Below are 20,126 nucleotides of genomic sequence, written 5' to 3' on the forward strand. Positions count from 1 at the left end.
TGTATACACAGGGCGTCAGAGCCGTCCTGTCTGGAGGATTTATGTTACTGGCAGGCGCTATTTTTGTCCTGACCATTGTTTTGGTTATCTGGCAACCGAAGGGATTAGGGATCGGCTGGAGCGCAATGCTGGGCGCGGGACTGGCTCTGATATCTGGCGTTGTGCATGTGGGCGATATTCCGGTGGTGTGGAATATCGTCTGGAACGCGACGGCGACCTTTATTGCCGTAATTATTATCAGCCTGCTGCTCGATGAGTCCGGTTTTTTCGAATGGGCAGCACTGCACGTTTCCCGCTGGGGTAACGGTCGTGGACGTTTGCTCTTTACGTATATCGTTCTGCTCGGTGCGGCGGTGGCGGCACTGTTTGCCAACGATGGTGCGGCACTTATTCTGACGCCGATAGTCATCGCCATGCTGCTGGCATTAGGGTTCAGCAAAGGCACCACGCTGGCATTCGTCATGGCTGCCGGTTTTATTGCCGATACGGCTAGCCTGCCGCTTATCGTGTCGAACCTGGTGAATATAGTCTCGGCGGACTTCTTTGGACTGGGCTTCACTGAGTATGCGTCGGTAATGGTGCCAGTGGATATTGCCGCTATTATCGCCACACTGGTGATGCTACATCTGTTCTTCCGCAAAGATATTCCACCGACTTACGACCTGGCTCTCCTGAAAGCACCGGCAAAGGCGATTAAAGATCTGGCAACCTTCAGAACCGGCTGGATAGTTTTAATTCTTCTGCTGGTTGGGTTTTTTGTCCTTGAGCCGCTCGGTATTCCCGTTAGCGCGATTGCGGCTGTTGGAGCTGTGATCCTGTTTGCAGTAGCTAAACGAGGCCATGCCATTAACACTGGCAAAGTGCTGCGCGGTGCGCCATGGCAGATTGTCATCTTCTCATTGGGGATGTACCTGGTGGTCTACGGTCTGCGCAATGCCGGGCTAACCGAATACCTTTCTGGTGTGCTGAATGTACTGGCGGATAAAGGACTCTGGGCCGCGACGCTCGGTACTGGCTTCCTGACGGCTTTCCTGTCTTCCATCATGAACAACATGCCTACCGTGCTGGTTGGAGCTCTCTCTATTGATGGCAGCACCGCAACAGGCGTTATCAAAGAAGCGATGATTTATGCCAATGTGATTGGCTGCGATCTGGGACCAAAATTAACACCTATTGGTAGCCTGGCAACGCTGCTCTGGCTGCATGTCCTTTCACAGAAGAATATGACCATCACCTGGGGATACTATTTCCGCACCGGGATCGTCATGACTCTTCCTGTGTTGTTTGTAACACTGGCAGCGCTGGCGCTACGTCTCTCTTTCACGTTGTAATGAGATACTGATATGAGCAACATCACCATTTATCACAACCCAGCCTGCGGCATGTCTCGTAATACGCTGGAGATGATCCGCAACAGCGGTACTGAACCGAACGTTATTCTTTACCTTGAAAATCCACCTTCACGCGATGAGGTGCTCAAACTCATTGCAGATATGGGGATAACGGTACGGGCACTATTGCGTAAAAATGTTGAACCTTATGAAGAACTGGGGCTTGCGGAAGATAAGTTTACTGACGATCAGTTAATCGATTTTATGCTTCAGTATCCGATCCTGATTAACCGCCCGATTGTGGTGACACCATTGGGAACACGTCTGTGCCGTCCTTCCGAAGTGGTACTGGATATTCTTCCGGATGCGCAAAAAGGCGCATTTGCTAAGGAAGACGGTGAGAAAGTTGTTGATGATGCAGGTAAACGACTGAAATAAAGATGAAGGGGGCAAATGCCCCCTTATTTGTTAATTCTCCAAACTCTTCCGCAAGTCTGTTCGAACCAGTTCATTATGATGATTACCATTGTTTTTTTGGATTTTACAATAGTATCATGGGGTTAATGGTATTTAAGTTTGCTTCGTCTGAAGCACCATATCACGATGGTAATGAATTTATACCTTTCATTATGCAACAGCAGATAATGAAACCGATGTATCAAGCTGATCGACCAATTCGCAGATTTGCGATTGTTCATAGCTCAGGACCGGTCGTTGCTTAACCACACTTACTACAAGTGGTTTAATCAGCATATTGGCCGTTGCTCGGTCTTGCTCTTTTGCGGCGAAGATAACCTCCAGGGTTTTTTGGTCAATTACTGTTGCCAGATTCGCGTTCAGGTTTTCAAGTTCGTGTTCTGTAAGCATGAAACTTGTTGCAAGCCATGTAACCTGTTCCTGGATGAGAGCCAGCACTTTTACTCGGTCGTCTTCAACCAGTGCACCCGCTATTTTTTTGGAAATAGCTGTGGCAATCATACCGCCTAACAAGCCACCAGCTGCGCGTCCTGCTAAAGCACCGAAAGGACCTAATGGACTAAGCATCATTCCGCCAGCAATAGAACCAATTGCACCCCCAGCCACACCAGATGAAGTAACTGCCAGATTTTTTATAAACTGTGCCCCAGAAATACGACCTCGCACCATTTTGATCATATCCGGACCAGTGGTCACGGCGACCAGTGCGAAAGAGGTAACCAGTGTGCCACGCATCATCTTGTTAAGGGAGTTGAGATTGTTAGCTCCGACTCCCTGTTGAAGCGCATTACGAACTGTCGGGCTGGCAGCGGCAAAATCAATATTTTTAAGTAACCCCTGAACGGCACTGATACGGTGTAATTGCTGTACCGTCACATAAACTGTCAGTGTGCGGGTAAATGTTTTACCTGCCTGTATTGCTGCCGTTTGCAACGCAGCCTTACGATCGCCGGTATTGAGGTAGAAAATAGAAGCTGTCAGACCGAAGCTGATACCTCCAGCTGCGAGGCTGATGATAGATCCTTCCGCAATGTCGTAAGTGATAGATTCGAACGTGCCAAACTTAGTAATGTTTTGTGCCTGGCTATAAGTCAGGTGTCCCTGACGTACAAGTTTTGTGGCTTCTGCAGGATCGGTAACGCCGGGGACTTTGCCATCGCGAATTTTGTTCTCCATCGTTTCAAGCGCTTTCGAATACTGGTCTTTCGGAACCTCTAACTGCATTGGGGTTCCGTTACTGTCATAATAGCGATAATTACCGTTTTGTCCGTCAAAACCAGCACCGACGCTACGTGCAGCGGTTGCACAGTATTTGGTCTGAATCTCTGAACCGTTAACCAGCCTGTCTGCACCATTTTTCGCATTATCATCACCGAGAATATGTGCATCTTTTAGTTGGATTTTGTCAGTAAGATGATTTCCCCGTTCGGCTGCAAAACCATGTCCTTGTCCTCCCACTGCAAACATTTTTTCGTTAGTATTCCAGGCCTCCGGGAGTGTCATGAGAATCAGACCGTTTGTTGCTGCACTGGAAATAAATTCAGCCTGTGGTCGCTTGTGAATTTCAATGCAGAGTTTTTCCGTTTCCCGGCAAATATCAGAGCAATACCATTCCTGGCTCCCACCACCGCCCTGGTGTTTTGCGTTTTTAATCTCGCTCAAACCGCATGAAGTGCAGGTACAAAGCTCGTCGACATAGTGAAACGAGACAAATTTTCGACCATCCGAAAAAGAATAATAGTTCCCACCATCAAGATAACGGTTCAGGAGATCATCATTCGCAGCAGAGGGTAAATTCAGCCTATTACCAAAAAGGCTTCTTAGCTCATCTGATGAGTGTACTATTTTACTGTTTAACTGCTCATTAAATTCAGCCATCTTTCTTTCATACCAGGCATCATTTAAAAGCCAGTTTTCACCAGCCAGATCCTGCTCTCGAGTATCGCCCTGAAAAATATGCTGTGAGACCAACTTGAGATAGATAGTCTCTACGAATTCTGCTGAGAGGTTACTTCCTTCTTTTAGTTCCGTCAGCCAAAGTTTGTTATTGATCGCTTTTTGCTCATTTAACCCTGTATTGATGGCATTAGTTAACTTCTTGAGTTCCTGAATTTGGTTTGCCGCATAGAACTGTGTCAGTAAGGCTGCTATCCAGTATAGCAATCCTGTCCACCACATCAGTGAAGATGAGATATTATATTGCCAGGCTATAAACGGTGTAGCCGCAGAGCAGGCCATCAAAAAGTAAGACGCATAAAAACAGCAATAATACTCTTTAAGTTTGGCATTGATATCGGCTGGTATAAGCCCGTTTTGTAGAATAGCCTTGGTTTGTACAGGTACTGCAAGCAGGCCACTGGCAAATGCAGCGGTTAAAATAAACTTCATTGAATCAAATGAATAAGCTTCGTAGGCAATATGTTTACCATCAAGTCCCCACATAAAGCTAATCACCATTCCTGCTATGGCAAGAGGTACACCCAGCAGCCAACGTGAGTGAAGCGCATAGGTTACGCGCTCTACAATATAGCCCGCCAATAAAGGTGGGCCTGCAACAATCAATGCACCCAATCCTAATATCACACCTAGAATATTGAGAGATGCCTTAAACAACGCTTTTATAATAACAAAACCGATTACCAGTAAAATTAACGCACCAATTATCTGTAGCATTGTGGTTTTATCCTTGCTGTAATTTTTATTCGAGTGCTACGCCATCATAAATGTGTCAAGATCATCCGCATTTTTGATTATCTTCACCTCTTCAACACCGTGGGCCTGGGCAAGCGTGATGCTTGCTTCCAGCAACCGGCGATTGTTTTCCACGCTAAATGCAGCTGCGGTAAGCTCACCCAGCGCCGCGAACTCGTTCAAAATTCGGTTGAGTGCTTTCTGCTCAATCTCACTTAAGCGACATGTAAATTGCTCCATTTTTTTCGCCAGCAATTGGCGTGCTTTACTGTCCAGATTTTTAGCTACGGTAACCATAAACTTCCCTGAGATAGAACCAACCAATGCCCCCAAAACAGGCACAGGGATGATTGCCTGACCTGCGACAGACATTGCGCCAACGATGGCCGATTCCGCGCAGATGATAAGGCCAAGATCGGTAAATTCATCAGCATTAATCTCACCGCGCTGATAGGAGAGAGCAAGATTGCTTACACCTTTAGCGGCAGTGACCAGCGCGCTGGCGAACGGTGCTCCCAGAGAGGCATAATTGGTCAGGGTATAAATTGCTCCGGCGGATACACCGCCAATAGCGGCACCTTTCAATGTATCTAAGCCGACATCCTGCCAGTCCTGTCTGTTGAAATCTCCACGAAATATATTTTTACCATCACGGTATTTGCTATATATACCTGTTACAAGAGCAAAGGTTCCACCGAAAGCGGCTCCCATTGCGGTTGCACGCATGCCTTCACTTAGGGAGGGTTGGTGATTGTCAATAATTTCTGCTTTTTTTGCCTCGTTCTGTTCCGCTAATTCCTGATCATGTTTATCAAGCGTTTCGTCAATTTTTCCCCACTGAACATCTTTGTAATCAGAAACTCCAGGACGCACGACATCATTAAAGGATCTTCCCGTTGTACTTTCAATTTCTGCAACTTTATCCCTGATAGCCTGTATTGTTTTTTCGCTCAAGCCCTCCACCGGCTTCCCATCAATAACATTCTGAATCGTTTGCCAGGAGTCTTTGGGGATATGGTAAAAGGATTCTCCCTGGGTAAAATTGGGATAGGTTTCCATGTGCTGAAGGACATGGTTCAGGTTATTATTAACTCCGTTGATAAACTTTGACTGCACGTCAACGCCATCTATCATATAATCCGCCGGAGCGGTTCGACCCACTCCGTCAAACGTGGCGCTAAGATCAGAGGCATCCTGAACCCTTTCTTCTATTGCCTGGCGAGCATTGCGCACGCCAACTTCTACCTGCTCAGCAATTTCACCGTGTTTGGTGCTCATTGAGCCCAGGATGTTACCCGGTGACGCGATGAAATCACGCACCTTTTGCATTTGTTCGCCAGCCAACTCAAATGCACGCTCCTGCTGCGATAGTTTTAACAGTTCACTATCAATGCGGGTCTGATTAATGGCGTTAACCGCGCTGCCGATAAGCTGGTCGCCAACTGTATTATGGTTAATGCTCATTACTGGATTTTCTTGTTGATCAGTTTTGATAATGCATTGATATGGTTAATCAATGCCCCTAATTGATCTTTCTGATGGGTATTAAACTGGCAATAGTCTTGAGGCGCAGCCTTTTCCAGCACATCAATAATGCTTTCAGTACCATGATAGTGCTCGGATGTGAGCATCTTGAGTTCTTGCGCACCACGTTCCATCACGCGAAGTTCGCTGGTTTTTGCGCGAACCTGGCGCTCTTCCTGTTGTGCCTCATCAATGATTTTACCGTTTTTGCGACGGGCTAGTAGGGTTCCGCCAGCGATGCCTACAGCACCAATCCCCCAGCCTATTGGACCCGCCAGAGCCAGTAGTGCGCTTCCTGCTGACATGCCACCGCCACCCGCAGCCAGTGCGCCGCCGCCGAGCCATGCCAGGGCTGCATTTGTTGCGGCAGCTCCGCTTAACGTAGCAATAGCGGTACCCGTGGATGCTGTACCAAAAGTTGTTGCGACCGCCAGCGCAGCCGTAGGGGCAAATGCGGCGACCCCCGCCCCAACGGCAACCCCCGCAGCAGCCGTTCCTTTACCAATATGTGATGCGCGGTATTCTTCTTCCAGTTTTTCCACCACGTTATCAAATTCAGCGATTTCCGCTTTCAATTCGCTCCAGGATTTATCAAACTCTTTCGGTGTATTCGCCAGTCGATTAACAAAATTTTCACCACGGGCAATCAGGTCCTTACTGCATTTCTGGCGTAACAGAAAGAGGGCAGTGATCTCATCCTGGGTGTCTTTAGCCTGTACTTCATAACGGTTAGTTGCACTTTTGAGACTGGCTAATGCTTCTTTTCTTTCTGAACCACGTAACATTTTTTACTCCTGCTGTATGTTGTCAAAAATAATTTCACTGCAATGGGTTTTTCATTTCTATTATCTGCTGGTTGAGCTTCTGATAAAAACGTTGTTGTAGGCTAATCGGGGAAATAATAGTGAGGTTTGGTAACCAATAACGTAATAATGGAAATAGCTGGTTTTCGTGTGCCATTTTGGTTTGCACGATCAAGTCGCCATTAGGTTCCTGACGAATTAACTTTTGGGCAGGCAGAACATTTCGACGTTTAAAAAAATGGCTTACGTCGGCTGAAATTTTAAGGAGTACAATCTGCTTATCCAAAGAAAACCAGACATCATCTTCTTCAGCAAAGTATTGTGTGATATGGGGTTGTGGTGTGAAGTGCTCTGATTTAAATTTCAGCCAATGAATTTTGGTGAGCTGGAATCCTTTAACCTTTTCATTCTCTACCGCACCGAGATACCAGACGCTCTTTATGTTAATAAGCTTATAAGGCGCGACGGTCCGATGTTTCCCTTTATAATGAAATTCACAAAGGCTATTTTCACGAATCGCTTTATCGAACACACTATAGTTATTCTCAAGTACGCGTTTCGCTTCTGGATCTCCGGGCAGCGATCTGATGATCAGTGAAGTCATGTCAGGCTGGGAGAAGATTTTTTTTACAGGGAATAACTCTGCCATCCCCAGGGCATTGATGAGATTTTGTTGTTCTTTTAGAGCCTGAGGTTTAGCGTAAGCGGGAGCCAGCCTGTAAATACCATCACCATCGGGGACGATTCTGTCGCCCAGACGATTAAGATCACGATACAAAGTACGCTCACTGATGTTGAATTCGTCCATCATCTTCTTACGTGATACAAAACCGTACTGGTAAAGTTCTGCAATAATAGCGGTTATTCTTTGTACCATTACCTCATGCCCGCTCATGCGCGTTCTCCTTGTAATTTTTCCTTGAGATTACCAGTCGCTACTGACAGGGCATGTCAGTAGCGACTGGGGGATCATGTTTTCATATCGGCAAATTTCTCACATAACTTAAGGAGATTAAGTCGAAAAGTCAGTTAATGGCTTTTGCGGTCAATAACATAATCAGTCTCCTGCAGACAGTCGCGAGCAGCCACTCAGAGGTGAAAGAACAACTGACGTGTCAAGGCTTCAAAAGCGGAGTATGCTGAGATTCAGTCGATTAGAGCCAGGCTTAAAAATTTTTGTAGAGCTAGTTTGTTTTGCCTCAGGACTGGCTGCAGCCAAATGAGCGTTCATTCCGGCTGTATGACTTGGTGCGCTCCTTCGCAAAATAACTCAGCCTGAAAGTGAGTTTATCGTAAACCGTTTTGTAGTCTAAATCGTTGACGTCCAGGTAATACAATGGGTTGTCCGGGATATGTACCAGCGTTCGATATCCGGGGGGAGGGCTCAACTGTAAAGCACTCAGCCAGGCTGCCTGTATCAGGCTGGCTAATCCAGTTCCATTTTCACTGTACGCCCCTAACCCGTTGAAAGTATCTTTATTCACAAAGAGTACCATGTGGTAATGAGACTTCTTGTTTACTTCTCCAACCTCCCGGACCCAGGCGTAACGTAAATGACATGGGTAGCATCGAACACCCTGCTTTTGTTTGCTTCGATATCGTGCTTCAATCTTTGCATTTAGTGATTCTATAAATCGAGAGATAAGACCAGCCTTACATTCATCATGGTTATCAGGAAGTCGTAGGTCTACACGAACAGCCATTGTTCGTGGATATTGTGCTGTAGCGTTATTAATTACGCTAAGCATCCGTTGCAGATACATTGTATTGAATGGGGAATGACGTTGATCAAGATAAATATCGTTAAGCATCATAAATTCCTGTTGTCTGTATAGTATCTAGGGTGATTCCTTACCTTGGGTTGACGAGGTAATTAAATGGTGATTTATGGTTTTGATTTGAATGTTTGTTAGTTTGATTTGTGGGGTTGTGTATATGTGCAGAGTGTATTGACTGTTGTCTTTTATATACTTGCAATGGATGAGTGTGTTGATGGTTGGATGCGTTGTATATTGTTGTATATATTACCAATCCGGGGCGTTAATTTTAATGTGTGTCATGCAAGATGTGGTTTTATTAGCTGGTGGTCATTTATTTTTACTCCGAAGTTAACATGTGGGTTATATAATGATGTTTATGATGTAAATATGCAGTCCGATATTTAAATTGTTGGGGTGTGGGCGTAATTTCATTTCAGATTCGCGATGCTTTAACTCGTTCTCTTAACCAATTTTCAACTTCACTCTGTAACCAGCGAGAACTTCTCCCTAGCTTAATAGGTTTTGGAAATTCACCATCTTTAATTAATTTATAAAACCACTTATCAGTTAATCCAGTTAGGGTGGTGATAAATAACATGTCAACTAATTTGTCTTCAGTTAATAGTGTTTCAGTTGTCATATTAGATTCTCCGGTTGTTATTAGTGTGGTAGAGCTCAATTTGGAATTGAGTTTGCGTTCTGGCATAACAACCGGTTGTTATGTAAAAATTATAATGAGCCTTTTAAGTGATTCTGGAAATTGAAATATCCCACTTCATGCATATAAAGCAGTAAGGTTTTTTATAATTCGTAATGGCTATTTCAATCTGTTTATATTTGCGCTTAGAGTTTTATATCCCTTTGTAATCCAGTACCCAAACAGTTCTTTTACTTCTTCCCTTCTGCTATCCCCCAATCCTCAAGAAGCCAAATTTTCGTGACCGTATACACGTTATCAACAATAACTCATTGAGTTAATGTGCAAAAATGGGTATTTTTGTACCTATAATCACGTAGTGACAAGGGGGTGGTGGTGGTTTCATTTTATGATGAAAGGAATCTCATTTTATTTTTGTACTTTAAATTAAAGAAATTCGAGGTTGATATTCCTCCTGAGTCGTCCGAAGCAAATCTTGCAAACTATGAAAAGAGAGTGCGCAATTTATTATTGAGTGGGAATAAAGGTTCCGAAAGAGAAGTAGATACTTTTATCAATAACACCCGGGTTGAAGCTAAAAAAGAGATTCCATGTGAAGATGAGCTTGAATGGTTCACCACAGACTCCAGGGCTAGTTATTGGTTACTTTGTAAAACAGATCAAGATCACGTTACCTCGGGTTATGCACCCTATACAAACACTTTCCCTATTCAGGTAGGAAATTCTCTGTTAAATGAACCATTCACTTTAGGATTCGATATTCCACCGGTCCATAATCTTCGGGTGCGGCTTATCAAAGATAAAGTTGTAAAAAGTATTTCTGAAGGCAATACCAGGCAATATATTCTAAAATTACATAATGAGTGGAATGAATTAATCACAAAGAAAAATTTATTTTCTGATGTTAATGGGAAAGCAGGGGTAACCATTGACTGGTTGCTGAATTATTTGCAGGAAAATAATGTTACCTTGCAAAGGTATCGGCATGCTGAAGGAACAGAAGAAAAAATCGCATACTGTTATGCATCATATTTTATCTGGCGTGAGGATTTTTTTAGGACTGAAGCAGAAAGAGAACTATTCATAAGAAAATTTAAAAGTGCATTGAGCACACAGAAAAGTCGAGAGAAGAAGCGTGCAGATAAAAATAAAGCCCTTAACGTGATCATTTCTCAGGAGACTCATGATAAGCTTCGTGATATATCTGTGAGAGAAGGGATCTCAAATGCCAGAGTTATTGAATATGCTATTCATCTGGCATGGAGGCAAAAATTGAATCCACGCTGAATGTTTTTTTGGATATATATCATCCCCATGAAGGATTCAAAAAGGCAGCCGTGTAAGCTGCCTTTTTATTATCAATAAGAGGGTGGTGTTATGAAAAATAAATACGGTTATTCTTCTTTGCTAAAGCCGGTATCTGGATTACCTGAATGGGTTACTGAGCATTTATTGCAACAAATAAGACAGATAACTGAGTATGAACCGGTTATAGGTATTATGGGTAAAACGGGAGCAGGCAAAAGTAGCCTTTGCAATGCCCTGTTTGCTGGTGAGGTATCGCCTGTCAGCGATGTGGTAGCCTGTACCCGGGAACCTCTGCGCTTTCGCCTTCAGGTTGGCGAGCGCGTTATGACGTTGGTAGACCTGCCCGGCGTAGGGGAAAGTAGTGCACGCGATAGCGAGTATGCCGGGCTGTACCGTGATCAGCTTCCCCGGCTCGACCTGGTGCTGTGGCTGATCAAGGCCGATGATCGGGCGCTGGCGGTGGATGAGCATTTTTATCATCAGATAATTGGTGAGTCGTACCGGCATAAGGTGCTGTTTGTTATTAGTCAGTCGGACAAGACCGAACCCACTAGCGGTGGCGGTTACTTATCCACAGAGCAGAAGCAAAACATTAGCCATAAAATTTGCCTGCTGCATGAATTGTTCCAGCCTGTTCATCCTGTATGTGCCGTATCGGTCCGGGCTAAGTGGGGATTACGAACAATGGCGGAGAGAATGATTCGTTGCCTGCCGAGCGTGGCCAGCAGCCCGGTGGTAGCGCAATTGCAGTCTCCCTTTCGCACAACAGTAGTCCAGGAAAAAGCGCGCGTTGATTTTGGTGAAACTATCGGTGCGGTGCTGGATACGGTGAGTACTTTCCCGCTGATACCGACTCCGGTGCGGACCATCATTCAGGCCATGCGCACCACCGTGGTATCAGTGGCCCGTGCTGTCTGGGATTTCTTCTTCTGAGCGTTTAATTCCAACCTGTTATTCCATGAGCCCTGTCGCCTGTGCGGCAGGGCTTTCTATTATTGTTTTCCATTATGAGGAGCCTGTTTATGACCCGTCTGGCTTCGCGCTTTGGCGCAGCAAATCTTATCCGTCGTGACCGTCCGTTAACCCGCGAAGAACTGTTTCGTGTGGTGCCCAGCGTTTTCAGCCAGGACAAACACGAATCCCGCAGCGAACGTTATACCTATATTCCAACCATCTCCCTGCTGGACAGCCTGCAGCGCGAAGGCTTTCAGCCATTCTTTGCCTGTCAGACCCGCGTGCGTGACCCGGGGCGTCGGGAACACACCAGGCACATGCTTCGCCTGCGGCGGGAGGGGCAAATTACAGGTAAACAGGTGCCGGAAATCATTCTGCTTAACTCTCATGATGGCACCAGTTCGTATCAAATGCTGCCGGGATTATTTCGTGCGGTGTGTCAGAACGGGCTTGTCTGCGGTGAATCGTTTGGTGAGGTGCGGGTACCACATAAAGGTGATGTGGTGAGTCAGGTGATTGAAGGGGCTTATGAAGTGCTTGGGATTTTTGACCGGGTGGAAGAGAAACGCGATGCCATGCAGTCTCTGATGCTACCGCCACCTGCGCAGCAGGCACTTGCGAAAGCAGCGCTTACGTATCGCTTTGGTGAGGACCACCAGCCTGTTACTGAATCGCAGATACTCTCCCCACGCCGCTGGCAGGATGAGAGCAATGATCTGTGGACCACTTATCAGCGTGTACAGGAAAACCTGATTAAGGGCGGGCTTAGTGGACGCAATGCTAAAGGCGGACGAACGCATACCCGTGCGGTGCGTGGCATTGACGGGGACGTAAAACTCAACCGTGCGCTGTGGGTGATGGCGGAAACGATGTTGTCACAGTTTCAGTCTGTTTAACTTCAGATTCTGCATCTGAAAAGTTAATGCCTCGTTAAAGAATGACATGCCCTGTCAATTCACCTCTTCTTGTATTGCTGATTAATTGAACAAAAAAACGGCTTACCCAGTGAGCAGTGGCTTCCTGTCCATCGAAAAATAGTTATTGCCCCGGACATACCCTGTCAGACCCCTTCTTTAGAATCATAACCCTTTCAGTCAGTTAACTCGTATGGAGAAATGATAATGACACAGACAGAGCGCCGCCACGACAGGCTGGCGATCAGGCTGTCGCTGATTATCAGTCGTCTTGTCGCAGGCGAAACGCTGGATATGCGCAGGCTGACCGCAGAGTTTGGTGTATCTGCACGTACTCTGTACCGCGATTTTCGCGAACGGCTAATGTATCTGGATCTTGAATGTAGCAACGGTTGTTACCGCCTGCGGACGGGCGTGAGTGGTGCGCAGGCCGAGCTGGATGTGCTGACCTTCGCTCACCGTACAGGTGTAGCCGATCTGTTTCCGGGGCTGGACCGTCGACTGGTCAGCCTGCTGCTGAACTGCAACGACGCGCCCTGTCTGGCGGGTGAAGCTATGGGTATAACCAGCCCGTCAGCGTCACTGTCATTCTATCGTCTGGTCAAAGCCATTACCGCCTGCTATCGCGTCACGCTGCTCGCTGACGGACAGCGTTGCGAACGGCTGGCACCGTATCGGCTGATGATGCAGGAAGGTCACTGGTATCTGATCGCTGAATATCAGGAGCGTCCGGCTGTTTTCACCCTGAATGAAATCCATGTGGTACAGCCCACAACGGAGATATTCAGACGTAACGAGAGGCTCTGGCGGATGGCAGAGAATACCGGTTTTGCCCGGGCTCTGCCGCATTTCCGCTGCATCCAGCAGTCGCTGAATGCATTTACCTCACCCTGAAGTTTTTCACCAGCCAGCATCCACGGAGAGTGGATGCTGGCTTTTTTATTTACACACAACAAGGTTAATACGATGAAGCGAAATCTGAATACCAGCTATCGGCTGGTCTGGAACGAAGTTCTTGGCGCATTTGTGGTTGTTTCAGAACTGGCAAAAGCAAAAGGAAAGCGTACTGGCGCAGTACTCGCACTAGCCGTTGCCGGACTGACCTCTGGTACAGCACTGGCGGCAGAGACCTCTGTACCTGTCGGGGAGACGACTGACGGGGTGGTTATCAGCAATAACGACACACAGCTGGTTTACGGGCAGGCGAATAACACCACCATTAACACTGGGCTTGAGTACGGCAGCGATGATGAAGATAACAATCAGGGCGGCCAGTTCGTACAGGATGGTGGCGTAGCAAACCACACCACCATAAACAGTAACGGTCTTCAGGCGGTGCTTGCAGGCGGCAGTGCCAGCGATACAACGATAAATACCGGTGGTGGTCAGAGCGTACACGGTCAGTCTTCCGGTACGGTACTGAACGGTGGCGAGCAATGGGTACATTCCGGCGGGATTGCCAGCGGTACCGTCATTAATGAAGGCGGCTACATGGTAGTTAAAGGGGGGGCTCAGGCAATTGGCACCGTTGTGAATACCGGCGCACAGGGTGGTCCGGATTCGGAAAACAGCGACGGGATGTTTGTTTCTGGTACCGCAACAAATACAACCATCAATGAAAATGGCCGCCAGGTCGTTTTCGAGCAAGGGACCGTCGTCGCTACGACGGTGAATGCTGGCGGTGACCAGAGCGTTCATGGCAGTGCAGAAAATACCACGCTAAATGGCGGCTATCAGTACGTTCATTCCGGTGCGGCAGCAACGGATACCGTCATCAACAACGGTGGCTGGCAGGTAGTTAAGGACGGCGCTCAGGTCAGCGATACCACGGTCAATAACAGCGGCAGACTCAGCGTGGTGGCGGGTGGCAAAGCCTCAGATGTCATTATCAATGCCGGTGGCGCACTGGTGACAAATACGGCTGCGGATGTGTCCGGCACCAACCGGCTAGGCAGCTTCAGTGTTGATTCGGTTTCCGGTAACGCAAGCAATGTGGTGCTGGAAAATGGGGGGCGACTGGATGTCCTCACTGACAATGCCGCAGACACAACAATGGTCGATAAGGGCGGTGTGCTGGCGGTTAACAACGGCGGAACGGCGACAAACGTGACTATAAATGAGGGCGGTGCCCTGATTGCCGACAGCGGTTCAACGGTCAGCGGTACAAACGCGCATGGTGAATTCAGTATTGATGCTGCATCTGGCAAAGCCAGTGGGCTCTGGTTGGAAAACGGCGGTCACTTTAGCGTTAAATCCGGTGCGATAGCGGAAAATACAGCCGTTGGCAGCGGCGGCGAGCTGAGTGTGAGAAATGGCGGTGGGCTGGCCGGAACCACCAGCCTGGCTGAGCATGCAAACCTGACGATTACGGGGGATGTCATCAGTACCGGCACCATTGAAAATGCCGGTACGATAACCTTCGCGCCTGAGCAAAGCGATGCCGCCAGAACTCGCCTGTTTGCTGCTTCCTCTGATATTACCTTTACTCCCCGCAAGCTCACCACGACAAACATTGTCGGCCAGGGGGGCACCATTAACATGAGCATTAATCTGGCTAACCCAGACTTCCCGGCTGATATGCTGGTTATTGATGGTGGGCAGGCAACGGGTAAAACCTGGCTGAATTTCACCAATGCCGGTGATGCCGGGCTGGGCCTCGCCACCACGGGGAACGGCATCAAAGTAGTGGATGCGATTAACGGTGCCACGACGGATGCCGGGGCCTTTGCACTTGGCAGCAAACTGCAGGCTGGTGCGTATAACTACATCCTGAACCACGGTGCTGCGGATGAAAACTGGTATCTGACCAGCGAAGCTGGCTATCGTGCTGAAGTTGCTCTTTATGCTTCGCTGTTTGCGCAGAGCATGGACTATGACCGCGCACTGGCAGGCAGTTACAACCAGCGCAGCGCGGTCAAAGGTGACAGCGGAGTCTGGGGACGCATCCAGGGCGGTCACATGGGACATGATAATAACGGCGGAATTGCACAGGGTGCGACACCGGAAAGCAGCGGCAGCTACGGCTTCGTACAGCTGGGTGGTGACATGTTGAGTACGCCATCACTGAAAGCCGGTGTGTACGGTGCAGCAGGACATTCTTCTGTTGATGTAAAAGACGATGACCGCTCCCGCGCCGGGACTGCCCGTGACGATGTGTACAGCCTGGGCGGTTACCTGACCGCCGTGCATGCCGCCAGCGGCCTGTGGGCGGATGTGGTGGCTCAGGGCTCCCGTCATAACCTGAAAGCGACGTCTGATGCAGACAGTTTCGCTACCCACGGCTGGGGCTGGCTGGGCTCGCTGGAAACGGGCCTGTCGTTCAGTGTGACCAGTGGCCTGATACTGGAGCCGCAGCTTCAGTATGTCTGGCAGGGGCTGTCCCTGAATAACGGCTATGACAATGGCGGCTACGTGAACCTCGGTGACGGTAGCGTACAGCATATTCGTGCCGGTGTTCGCTTCGGCAGCCAGTCAGAGATGGCCTTCGGTAACGGTACTTCCACACAGGCAGGTTTTGGCGACAGCACGAAACGCAGCGTAAGCGAACTGCCGGTGAACTGGTGGGCGCGTCCGTCTGTTATTCGTACCTTCAGCTCAGATGGTGATTTGAGCATGGGAACGGCCACGGCGGGAAGCAATGTTACCTTTACCCCGTCTCAGGATGGCACAGCGGTTGATCTCCAGGCGGGTATCGATGCACTTATCCGCCAGAACGTGACGCTGGGTATTCAGGGCGGCTATACCCGTAGTGTCAGCGGTAACAGCGCTGACGGTTACAACGGGCAGGCCACGCTGAAAGTCGCCTTCTGATAGCACAGCCCCACTAAAACAGAGATAACCACTCTCATCCGGCCCCTGTTGCTTATGCAGCAGGGGCTTTTTGTTTTTAACGTTATGTAATCGACTTCACGCCAGCACACAGTCGCTGGCTTTTTATTTCGGAGAAACATCATGAACGCATTCAATAGCAATAGCGTTACGCCCTTTCAGGAACAATCGCCAGCGACAGGTATTACCGCCTCTGTTGTGCCCGATCGTCAGCGGCTCTCATTCTGGCCGACACACTTTGGTTCCATTCCGCAGTGGATAATCCTGAAGCCCCGCATTTTCGCCTGGATGGACCGCTTCTGTGATGAGTACAGCGGTGGTATCTGGTCCTTTTACACGCTCAGCAATGGCGGCGCGTTTATGGCTCCTGATGCTGACAGTGACGATAAATGGCATCTTTTCAACAGCATGAACGGTAATGGTGCGCAAATGAGCGCAGAAGCCGCAGGTATTGCTATCTGCCTGATTGAATACAGCCATCACGCCTGTCGTACAGAATGTGACGCAATGACCGCACACTATTATCGCCTGCGGGACTATGCCCTGCAGCATCCCGAAGCTCACGCCATTCTGCGTATCATCGACTGAAAGGAGGAACAACGGATGAAACAGCTTTCCTTTTTACCCGGCGAGATGACGCCACAGGACCGGCGTCTCATTCAGCGGGCGCTCAGGGCTCTGGAGCGGCACCTGCATGAGCCTGGGGTAGCCTTCACCTCCACTCATGCCGTTCGGGAGTGGTTGCGACTGCATATGGCCGCACTTGAGCGGGAAGAGTTCCGGGTGCTGTATCTGGATAATCAGAACCAGCTTATCGCTCATGAGACGCTCTTTAGTGGCACGATTAACCGCACCGAGGTTCATCCCCGGGAAGTGGTCAAACGCGCCCTGTACTTCAATGCGGCAGCAGTGATACTGGCGCATAACCACCCTTCCGGCGACACCACTCCCAGCCAGGCAGATAAGACCATAACGCAGCGTCTGGTGCAGGCGCTTCAGTTCGTTGATATCCGTGTGCCTGACCATCTCATCGTCGGTGGCACGCAGATATTGTCGTTCGCTGAACACGGTCTGCTTTGAGGTATTACATGAAAATTATCAGTAAACGCCGGGCGATGACGATTTACCGTCAGCATCCGGCCTCCCGCATTTTTCGATACTGCACCGGCAGATACCAGTGGCACGGCAGTGTCTGTCATTACACCGGTAAGGTAGTTCCTGACATTCCCGGCGTGCTGGCGGTATACGCCGAACGCCGCCAGGACCGCAACGGGCCTTATGCCTGCCTGATGAGTATCACCCTGAACTGACAATAGTGGAGAACTGTAATGAGTAACATCACCTGGGGCCTGCAGCGGAATATCACTCCACGCCTGGGAGCCCGTCTGGTGCAGGAGGGGAACCGGCTGCATTATCTGGCTGACCGGGCCAGTATCACCGGTAAGTTCAGCAAAGCAGAATGTCTTAAGCTGGATGTGGCATTTCCGCATTTTATCAGCCAGATGGAATCGATGCTGACCACTGGTGAAATGAATCCCCGCCATGCCCACTGTGTCACCCTGTACCACAACGGTTTCACCTGCGAAGCCGATACCCTGGGTAGTTGCGGCTACGTATACATCGCCATTTATCCCACACAACGCTAACAAATTTCACGAGAGCAAACATGAAAAAACTACCTGCTACAATTTCGCGGGCGGCGAAGCCCTGTCTGTCGCCCGTTGCAGTCTGGCAAATGTTACTTACTCGTCTGCTTGAGCAGCACTATGGCCTAATGCTAAGCGACACACCTTTTAGCGATGAAACCGTTATAAAGGAGCATATCGATGCCGGTATCACTCTGGCTAATGCCGTTAACTTTCTGGTAGAGAAATATGAGTTAGTTCGTATCGATCGCAATGGATTTACCTCTCAGATACAAGCACCATATTTGACTACGACAGACATTCTTCAAGCTAGGAAAGCGTGCGGGCTGATGAGCCGGTGTTCTTACAGGGAGGTAAGTAATATTGTTCTTAGCCGATCACGGCTGTGAGGGGATGGAGATCTGTGAAGGTTTCCACGATACGTGAAGAATTTGATGAGATTAACGACTCGATGAAAGTCTCATCGAGTCGCATGAAAAACAAGGTGGGGGCACAAAAGGGGGCATTTATAAAGATGAAACAAGAAAATATATGTATTTATCAAAGAGAATATGCGATGTGTTATGTTCCTATTATCATTCCAAATTCTTCCCAGGTCTACCGAAATCAACTCAAAGCCCGTATACTGCGCCTTCTGGCCCGTATCTTATCTCCTGTTATCAACTGGACTCAACCGGAATCAAGTTACAGTTGGGGGCACAAGTGGGGGTATTCTGTGCTCGGTCCAGGGATATGCCCCCAATGAAGCTAAAATGCCCGACAGGTTGATGCCGCTAAATCCAGAGAGAAAGCCTGCAAGCTGGCAGACGGAGCTGGTTTGTATCTTGAAGTCGTTCCCTCTGGTTCTCGATACTGGCGGATGAAATATCGCTTCAATGGAAAAGAGAAGCGTATGGCTTTTGGTGTCTATCCGGCAGTCTCCCTTGCACAAGCCAGGGCACTACGTGATGAAGCCAAGAAAAAGCTGGCCGAAGGTATCGATCCATCATTTTGCCAGGAAAGAAGAAAAGCGGGTTGATGTGCAGCTCAACAACACGTTTCAGGCCGTGGCGCTTGAATGGCACGGAACGAAGCCGATGGTCAGAAGGGTATGCTTCTGACGTTCTGGAGGCCTTTAGGTTCTACTGAATGTGCTACGTCGAATGGAAAGCCGTGGCGCGACAGAGAAGGCAAAGAAGGTTCGCCAGCGTTGTAGTGAAGTCTTTCGCTACGCTATCGTTTAAACTTATAGTTCCGAAGGAACGATACCGCATCTGTGTGAACACGTTCACATACGTTATCTTCCTCATCACGCCATCGCTGTACTATATTGATATCAAGCTCAATACCTATATTTCTGTCGGCCGGTAATTTATTGCGCATGACAGCCCCACCACTTGGATGGGTTTCAATATAAGTATGGTGCTGCGGCATAATATTAATGAGCCGCTGAAAGCACTTGCTTTTTCCGCCTGGATATTTCATTACTCAATCATCGCCATAAATGATGATATAAAGTTATTGTCCCGTTCATTATATCTCTCATCATGTAGTTAAATTCATGACATTTACTCTGTCAGGTGTTGACATTGCACATGATGGGGTCCGTTTGGAAAAAGGAAAATATCTCAAGCTAAGACTTTTTTGTACTACCCAGTGTCAACTGTGCGTAATGACCGATGCCCAAATATTTGCAGCCTTTTACCGTCATTACTTTCAGTTTTTTGGGTTGTCTCTACGGAGGTGTTTGCACTCGATGTCACTGCGTATCATCGCGTTCAGTTTCATATGTCTGAAGAGGAAGCTGCAAAGTCGCTGAAGCAGATTACTCCGCCTGCAGGTTAACCAGCGTATATACCGGGTGGTCAGAATTAGCAAATGTAAGCGCGAGGAAGATCTGACCATTTTGTTGCATAAGATGGTGAGAGCATTTCACTATTCATTTGCCATTCCGGCGCTATCCCTCCGAGGTTGTAACTCGTCAAACAGGTTAAGCTGAGAAACGCCAGAAGGGGTAAAGTCATTCAGCATCACACCTGCCTTCGCGTAACAATGGCCCTCAAGAAAGATACGATCCAGAGCCTTTACAGCGGCGGTGATGATGTCACATGTATCGTGGGTGGGAAGACGCAACTTTTCGCTGGCCACGTTGCTGTAGTAAGTCTCTTTGACTGCAAATAGTGACGTTTTTTGACGTGCCGGCAATATTGTCGTTCTCCTCGCAGCTTAGCGGTCTTTCCGGGGATCTCTAAC

The 20,126-nt window shown here is 48.3% G+C and carries 19 protein-coding genes and 2 pseudogenes; 14 read left to right on the plus strand and 7 right to left on the minus strand.

Annotated features, from left to right (window positions below; translation table 11 throughout):
- Positions 1 to 41: 41 nt before the first annotated feature.
- Together arsB and arsC are read left to right on the plus strand one after the other, a co-directional pair.
- A complete protein-coding gene (arsB, locus tag OGX81_RS03290) occupies positions 42 to 1,331 on the plus strand; it encodes an arsenite efflux transporter membrane subunit ArsB (RefSeq protein ID WP_275055242.1) in 1,290 nt (429 codons plus the stop codon).
- 12 nt (positions 1,332 to 1,343) lie between these two features.
- On the plus strand, positions 1,344 to 1,769 hold the full coding sequence (gene arsC, locus OGX81_RS03295) for a glutaredoxin-dependent arsenate reductase (protein WP_121265162.1): 426 nt from the start codon (positions 1,344 to 1,346) through the stop codon (positions 1,767 to 1,769).
- A gap of 189 nt (positions 1,770 to 1,958) precedes the next feature.
- On the opposite strand, the gene OGX81_RS03300 is transcribed toward arsC, so the two are convergent.
- The 6 genes from OGX81_RS03300 to OGX81_RS03325 form a co-directional block, all read right to left on the minus strand.
- Complete coding sequence (locus tag OGX81_RS03300) at positions 1,959 to 4,481, minus strand: YeeR family protein (RefSeq protein WP_275055241.1); 2,523 nt, start codon at positions 4,479 to 4,481, stop codon at positions 1,959 to 1,961.
- A gap of 36 nt (positions 4,482 to 4,517) precedes the next feature.
- Positions 4,518 to 5,963 carry a hypothetical protein gene (locus OGX81_RS03305; protein WP_121265166.1) on the minus strand — a complete coding sequence of 482 codons (1,446 nt, stop codon included), beginning with the start codon at positions 5,961 to 5,963 and terminating at the stop codon, positions 4,518 to 4,520.
- A complete protein-coding gene (locus tag OGX81_RS03310; protein ID WP_047738096.1) occupies positions 5,963 to 6,808 on the minus strand; it encodes a hypothetical protein in 846 nt (281 codons plus the stop codon). The genes OGX81_RS03305 and OGX81_RS03310 overlap by 1 nt, the downstream gene beginning before the upstream one ends.
- Before the next feature lie 34 nt (positions 6,809 to 6,842).
- Complete coding sequence (locus OGX81_RS03315) at positions 6,843 to 7,721, minus strand: helix-turn-helix transcriptional regulator (protein ID WP_121265170.1); 879 nt, start codon at positions 7,719 to 7,721, stop codon at positions 6,843 to 6,845.
- A 304-nt stretch (positions 7,722 to 8,025) separates the two neighbouring features.
- Positions 8,026 to 8,637, minus strand: a complete 612-nt coding sequence (locus OGX81_RS03320) for an inovirus Gp2 family protein (protein WP_121265172.1) — start codon at positions 8,635 to 8,637, stop codon at positions 8,026 to 8,028.
- Positions 8,638 to 9,019: 382 nt separating this feature from the next.
- A complete protein-coding gene (locus OGX81_RS03325; protein ID WP_121265174.1) occupies positions 9,020 to 9,226 on the minus strand; it encodes a helix-turn-helix transcriptional regulator in 207 nt (68 codons plus the stop codon).
- Positions 9,227 to 9,619: 393 nt separating this feature from the next.
- On the opposite strand from OGX81_RS03325, the gene OGX81_RS03330 reads away from it, so the two are divergent.
- The 12 genes and pseudogenes from OGX81_RS03330 to OGX81_RS03385 all read left to right on the plus strand — a co-directional run.
- On the plus strand, positions 9,620 to 10,531 hold the full coding sequence (locus OGX81_RS03330) for a hypothetical protein (protein WP_121265176.1): 912 nt from the start codon (positions 9,620 to 9,622) through the stop codon (positions 10,529 to 10,531).
- A gap of 90 nt (positions 10,532 to 10,621) precedes the next feature.
- Entirely contained in the window at positions 10,622 to 11,485 is an 864-nt protein-coding gene (locus tag OGX81_RS03335) for a GTPase family protein (RefSeq protein ID WP_121265177.1), read from the plus strand.
- Positions 11,486 to 11,574: 89 nt separating this feature from the next.
- Positions 11,575 to 12,402: a DUF932 domain-containing protein gene (locus tag OGX81_RS03340; protein ID WP_047738083.1), complete on the plus strand. Its 828-nt coding sequence runs from the start codon at positions 11,575 to 11,577 to the stop codon at positions 12,400 to 12,402.
- Positions 12,403 to 12,627: 225 nt separating this feature from the next.
- Positions 12,628 to 13,314, plus strand: a complete 687-nt coding sequence (locus OGX81_RS03345; protein WP_275055240.1) for a WYL domain-containing protein — start codon at positions 12,628 to 12,630, stop codon at positions 13,312 to 13,314.
- A gap of 72 nt (positions 13,315 to 13,386) precedes the next feature.
- Positions 13,387 to 16,230 carry an Ag43/Cah family autotransporter adhesin gene (locus OGX81_RS03350; RefSeq protein ID WP_275055239.1) on the plus strand — a complete coding sequence of 948 codons (2,844 nt, stop codon included), beginning with the start codon at positions 13,387 to 13,389 and terminating at the stop codon, positions 16,228 to 16,230.
- A gap of 141 nt (positions 16,231 to 16,371) precedes the next feature.
- Positions 16,372 to 16,836 (plus strand): antirestriction protein, encoded by a 465-nt coding sequence (locus OGX81_RS03355; RefSeq protein ID WP_121265179.1) that lies wholly within the window; start codon positions 16,372 to 16,374, stop codon positions 16,834 to 16,836.
- A 15-nt stretch (positions 16,837 to 16,851) separates the two neighbouring features.
- Positions 16,852 to 17,328, plus strand: coding sequence for a JAB domain-containing protein (locus tag OGX81_RS03360; RefSeq protein ID WP_114263041.1), 477 nt, complete (start codon positions 16,852 to 16,854; stop codon positions 17,326 to 17,328).
- Between the two features lie 8 nt (positions 17,329 to 17,336).
- On the plus strand, positions 17,337 to 17,558 hold the full coding sequence (locus OGX81_RS03365) for a DUF987 domain-containing protein (protein ID WP_023233115.1): 222 nt from the start codon (positions 17,337 to 17,339) through the stop codon (positions 17,556 to 17,558).
- A gap of 18 nt (positions 17,559 to 17,576) precedes the next feature.
- Positions 17,577 to 17,894: a type IV toxin-antitoxin system YeeU family antitoxin gene (locus OGX81_RS03370; RefSeq protein ID WP_275055238.1), complete on the plus strand. Its 318-nt coding sequence runs from the start codon at positions 17,577 to 17,579 to the stop codon at positions 17,892 to 17,894.
- 20 nt (positions 17,895 to 17,914) lie between these two features.
- Complete coding sequence (locus tag OGX81_RS03375; RefSeq protein WP_121265183.1) at positions 17,915 to 18,283, plus strand: TA system toxin CbtA family protein; 369 nt, start codon at positions 17,915 to 17,917, stop codon at positions 18,281 to 18,283.
- A 14-nt stretch (positions 18,284 to 18,297) separates the two neighbouring features.
- Complete coding sequence (locus tag OGX81_RS03380; protein WP_286487528.1) at positions 18,298 to 18,639, plus strand: hypothetical protein; 342 nt, start codon at positions 18,298 to 18,300, stop codon at positions 18,637 to 18,639.
- Between the two features lie 54 nt (positions 18,640 to 18,693).
- Positions 18,694 to 19,114 (plus strand): annotated as a pseudogene (locus OGX81_RS03385) (tyrosine-type recombinase/integrase); the annotation flags it as partial.
- A gap of 630 nt (positions 19,115 to 19,744) precedes the next feature.
- Here the strand turns inward: OGX81_RS03385 and OGX81_RS03390 are convergent.
- Positions 19,745 to 20,101: pseudogene (locus OGX81_RS03390) on the minus strand (DUF4113 domain-containing protein); the annotation flags it as partial.
- Positions 20,102 to 20,126 lie beyond the last annotated feature (25 nt).

The sequence above is a fragment of the Citrobacter sp. CK206 genome (assembly GCF_030333125.1).
Lineage (GTDB): Bacteria > Pseudomonadota > Gammaproteobacteria > Enterobacterales > Enterobacteriaceae > Citrobacter_B > Citrobacter_B koseri.

Excerpts from the sequence above, each read along its gene's own strand:
- OGX81_RS03310 (WP_047738096.1), bottom strand. The coding sequence starts at position 6,808 with ATGTTACGTGGTTCAGAAAGAAAAGAAGCATTAGCCAGTCTCAAAAGT.
- OGX81_RS03375 (WP_121265183.1), top strand. The coding sequence starts at position 17,915 with ATGAAAAAACTACCTGCTACAATTTCGCGGGCGGCGAAGCCCTGTCTG.
- arsC (WP_121265162.1), top strand. The coding sequence starts at position 1,344 with ATGAGCAACATCACCATTTATCACAACCCAGCCTGCGGCATGTCTCGT.
- OGX81_RS03350 (WP_275055239.1), top strand. The coding sequence starts at position 13,387 with ATGAAGCGAAATCTGAATACCAGCTATCGGCTGGTCTGGAACGAAGTT.
- OGX81_RS03325 (WP_121265174.1), bottom strand. The coding sequence starts at position 9,226 with ATGACAACTGAAACACTATTAACTGAAGACAAATTAGTTGACATGTTA.
- OGX81_RS03360 (WP_114263041.1), top strand. The coding sequence starts at position 16,852 with ATGAAACAGCTTTCCTTTTTACCCGGCGAGATGACGCCACAGGACCGG.
- OGX81_RS03345 (WP_275055240.1), top strand. The coding sequence starts at position 12,628 with ATGACACAGACAGAGCGCCGCCACGACAGGCTGGCGATCAGGCTGTCG.
- OGX81_RS03300 (WP_275055241.1), bottom strand. The coding sequence starts at position 4,481 with ATGCTACAGATAATTGGTGCGTTAATTTTACTGGTAATCGGTTTTGTT.
- OGX81_RS03315 (WP_121265170.1), bottom strand. The coding sequence starts at position 7,721 with ATGAGCGGGCATGAGGTAATGGTACAAAGAATAACCGCTATTATTGCA.
- OGX81_RS03305 (WP_121265166.1), bottom strand. The coding sequence starts at position 5,963 with ATGAGCATTAACCATAATACAGTTGGCGACCAGCTTATCGGCAGCGCG.
- OGX81_RS03365 (WP_023233115.1), top strand. The coding sequence starts at position 17,337 with ATGAAAATTATCAGTAAACGCCGGGCGATGACGATTTACCGTCAGCAT.
- OGX81_RS03335 (WP_121265177.1), top strand. The coding sequence starts at position 10,622 with ATGAAAAATAAATACGGTTATTCTTCTTTGCTAAAGCCGGTATCTGGA.
- OGX81_RS03355 (WP_121265179.1), top strand. The coding sequence starts at position 16,372 with ATGAACGCATTCAATAGCAATAGCGTTACGCCCTTTCAGGAACAATCG.
- OGX81_RS03370 (WP_275055238.1), top strand. The coding sequence starts at position 17,577 with ATGAGTAACATCACCTGGGGCCTGCAGCGGAATATCACTCCACGCCTG.
- arsB (WP_275055242.1), top strand. The coding sequence starts at position 42 with ATGTTACTGGCAGGCGCTATTTTTGTCCTGACCATTGTTTTGGTTATC.
- OGX81_RS03320 (WP_121265172.1), bottom strand. The coding sequence starts at position 8,637 with ATGCTTAACGATATTTATCTTGATCAACGTCATTCCCCATTCAATACA.
- OGX81_RS03340 (WP_047738083.1), top strand. The coding sequence starts at position 11,575 with ATGACCCGTCTGGCTTCGCGCTTTGGCGCAGCAAATCTTATCCGTCGT.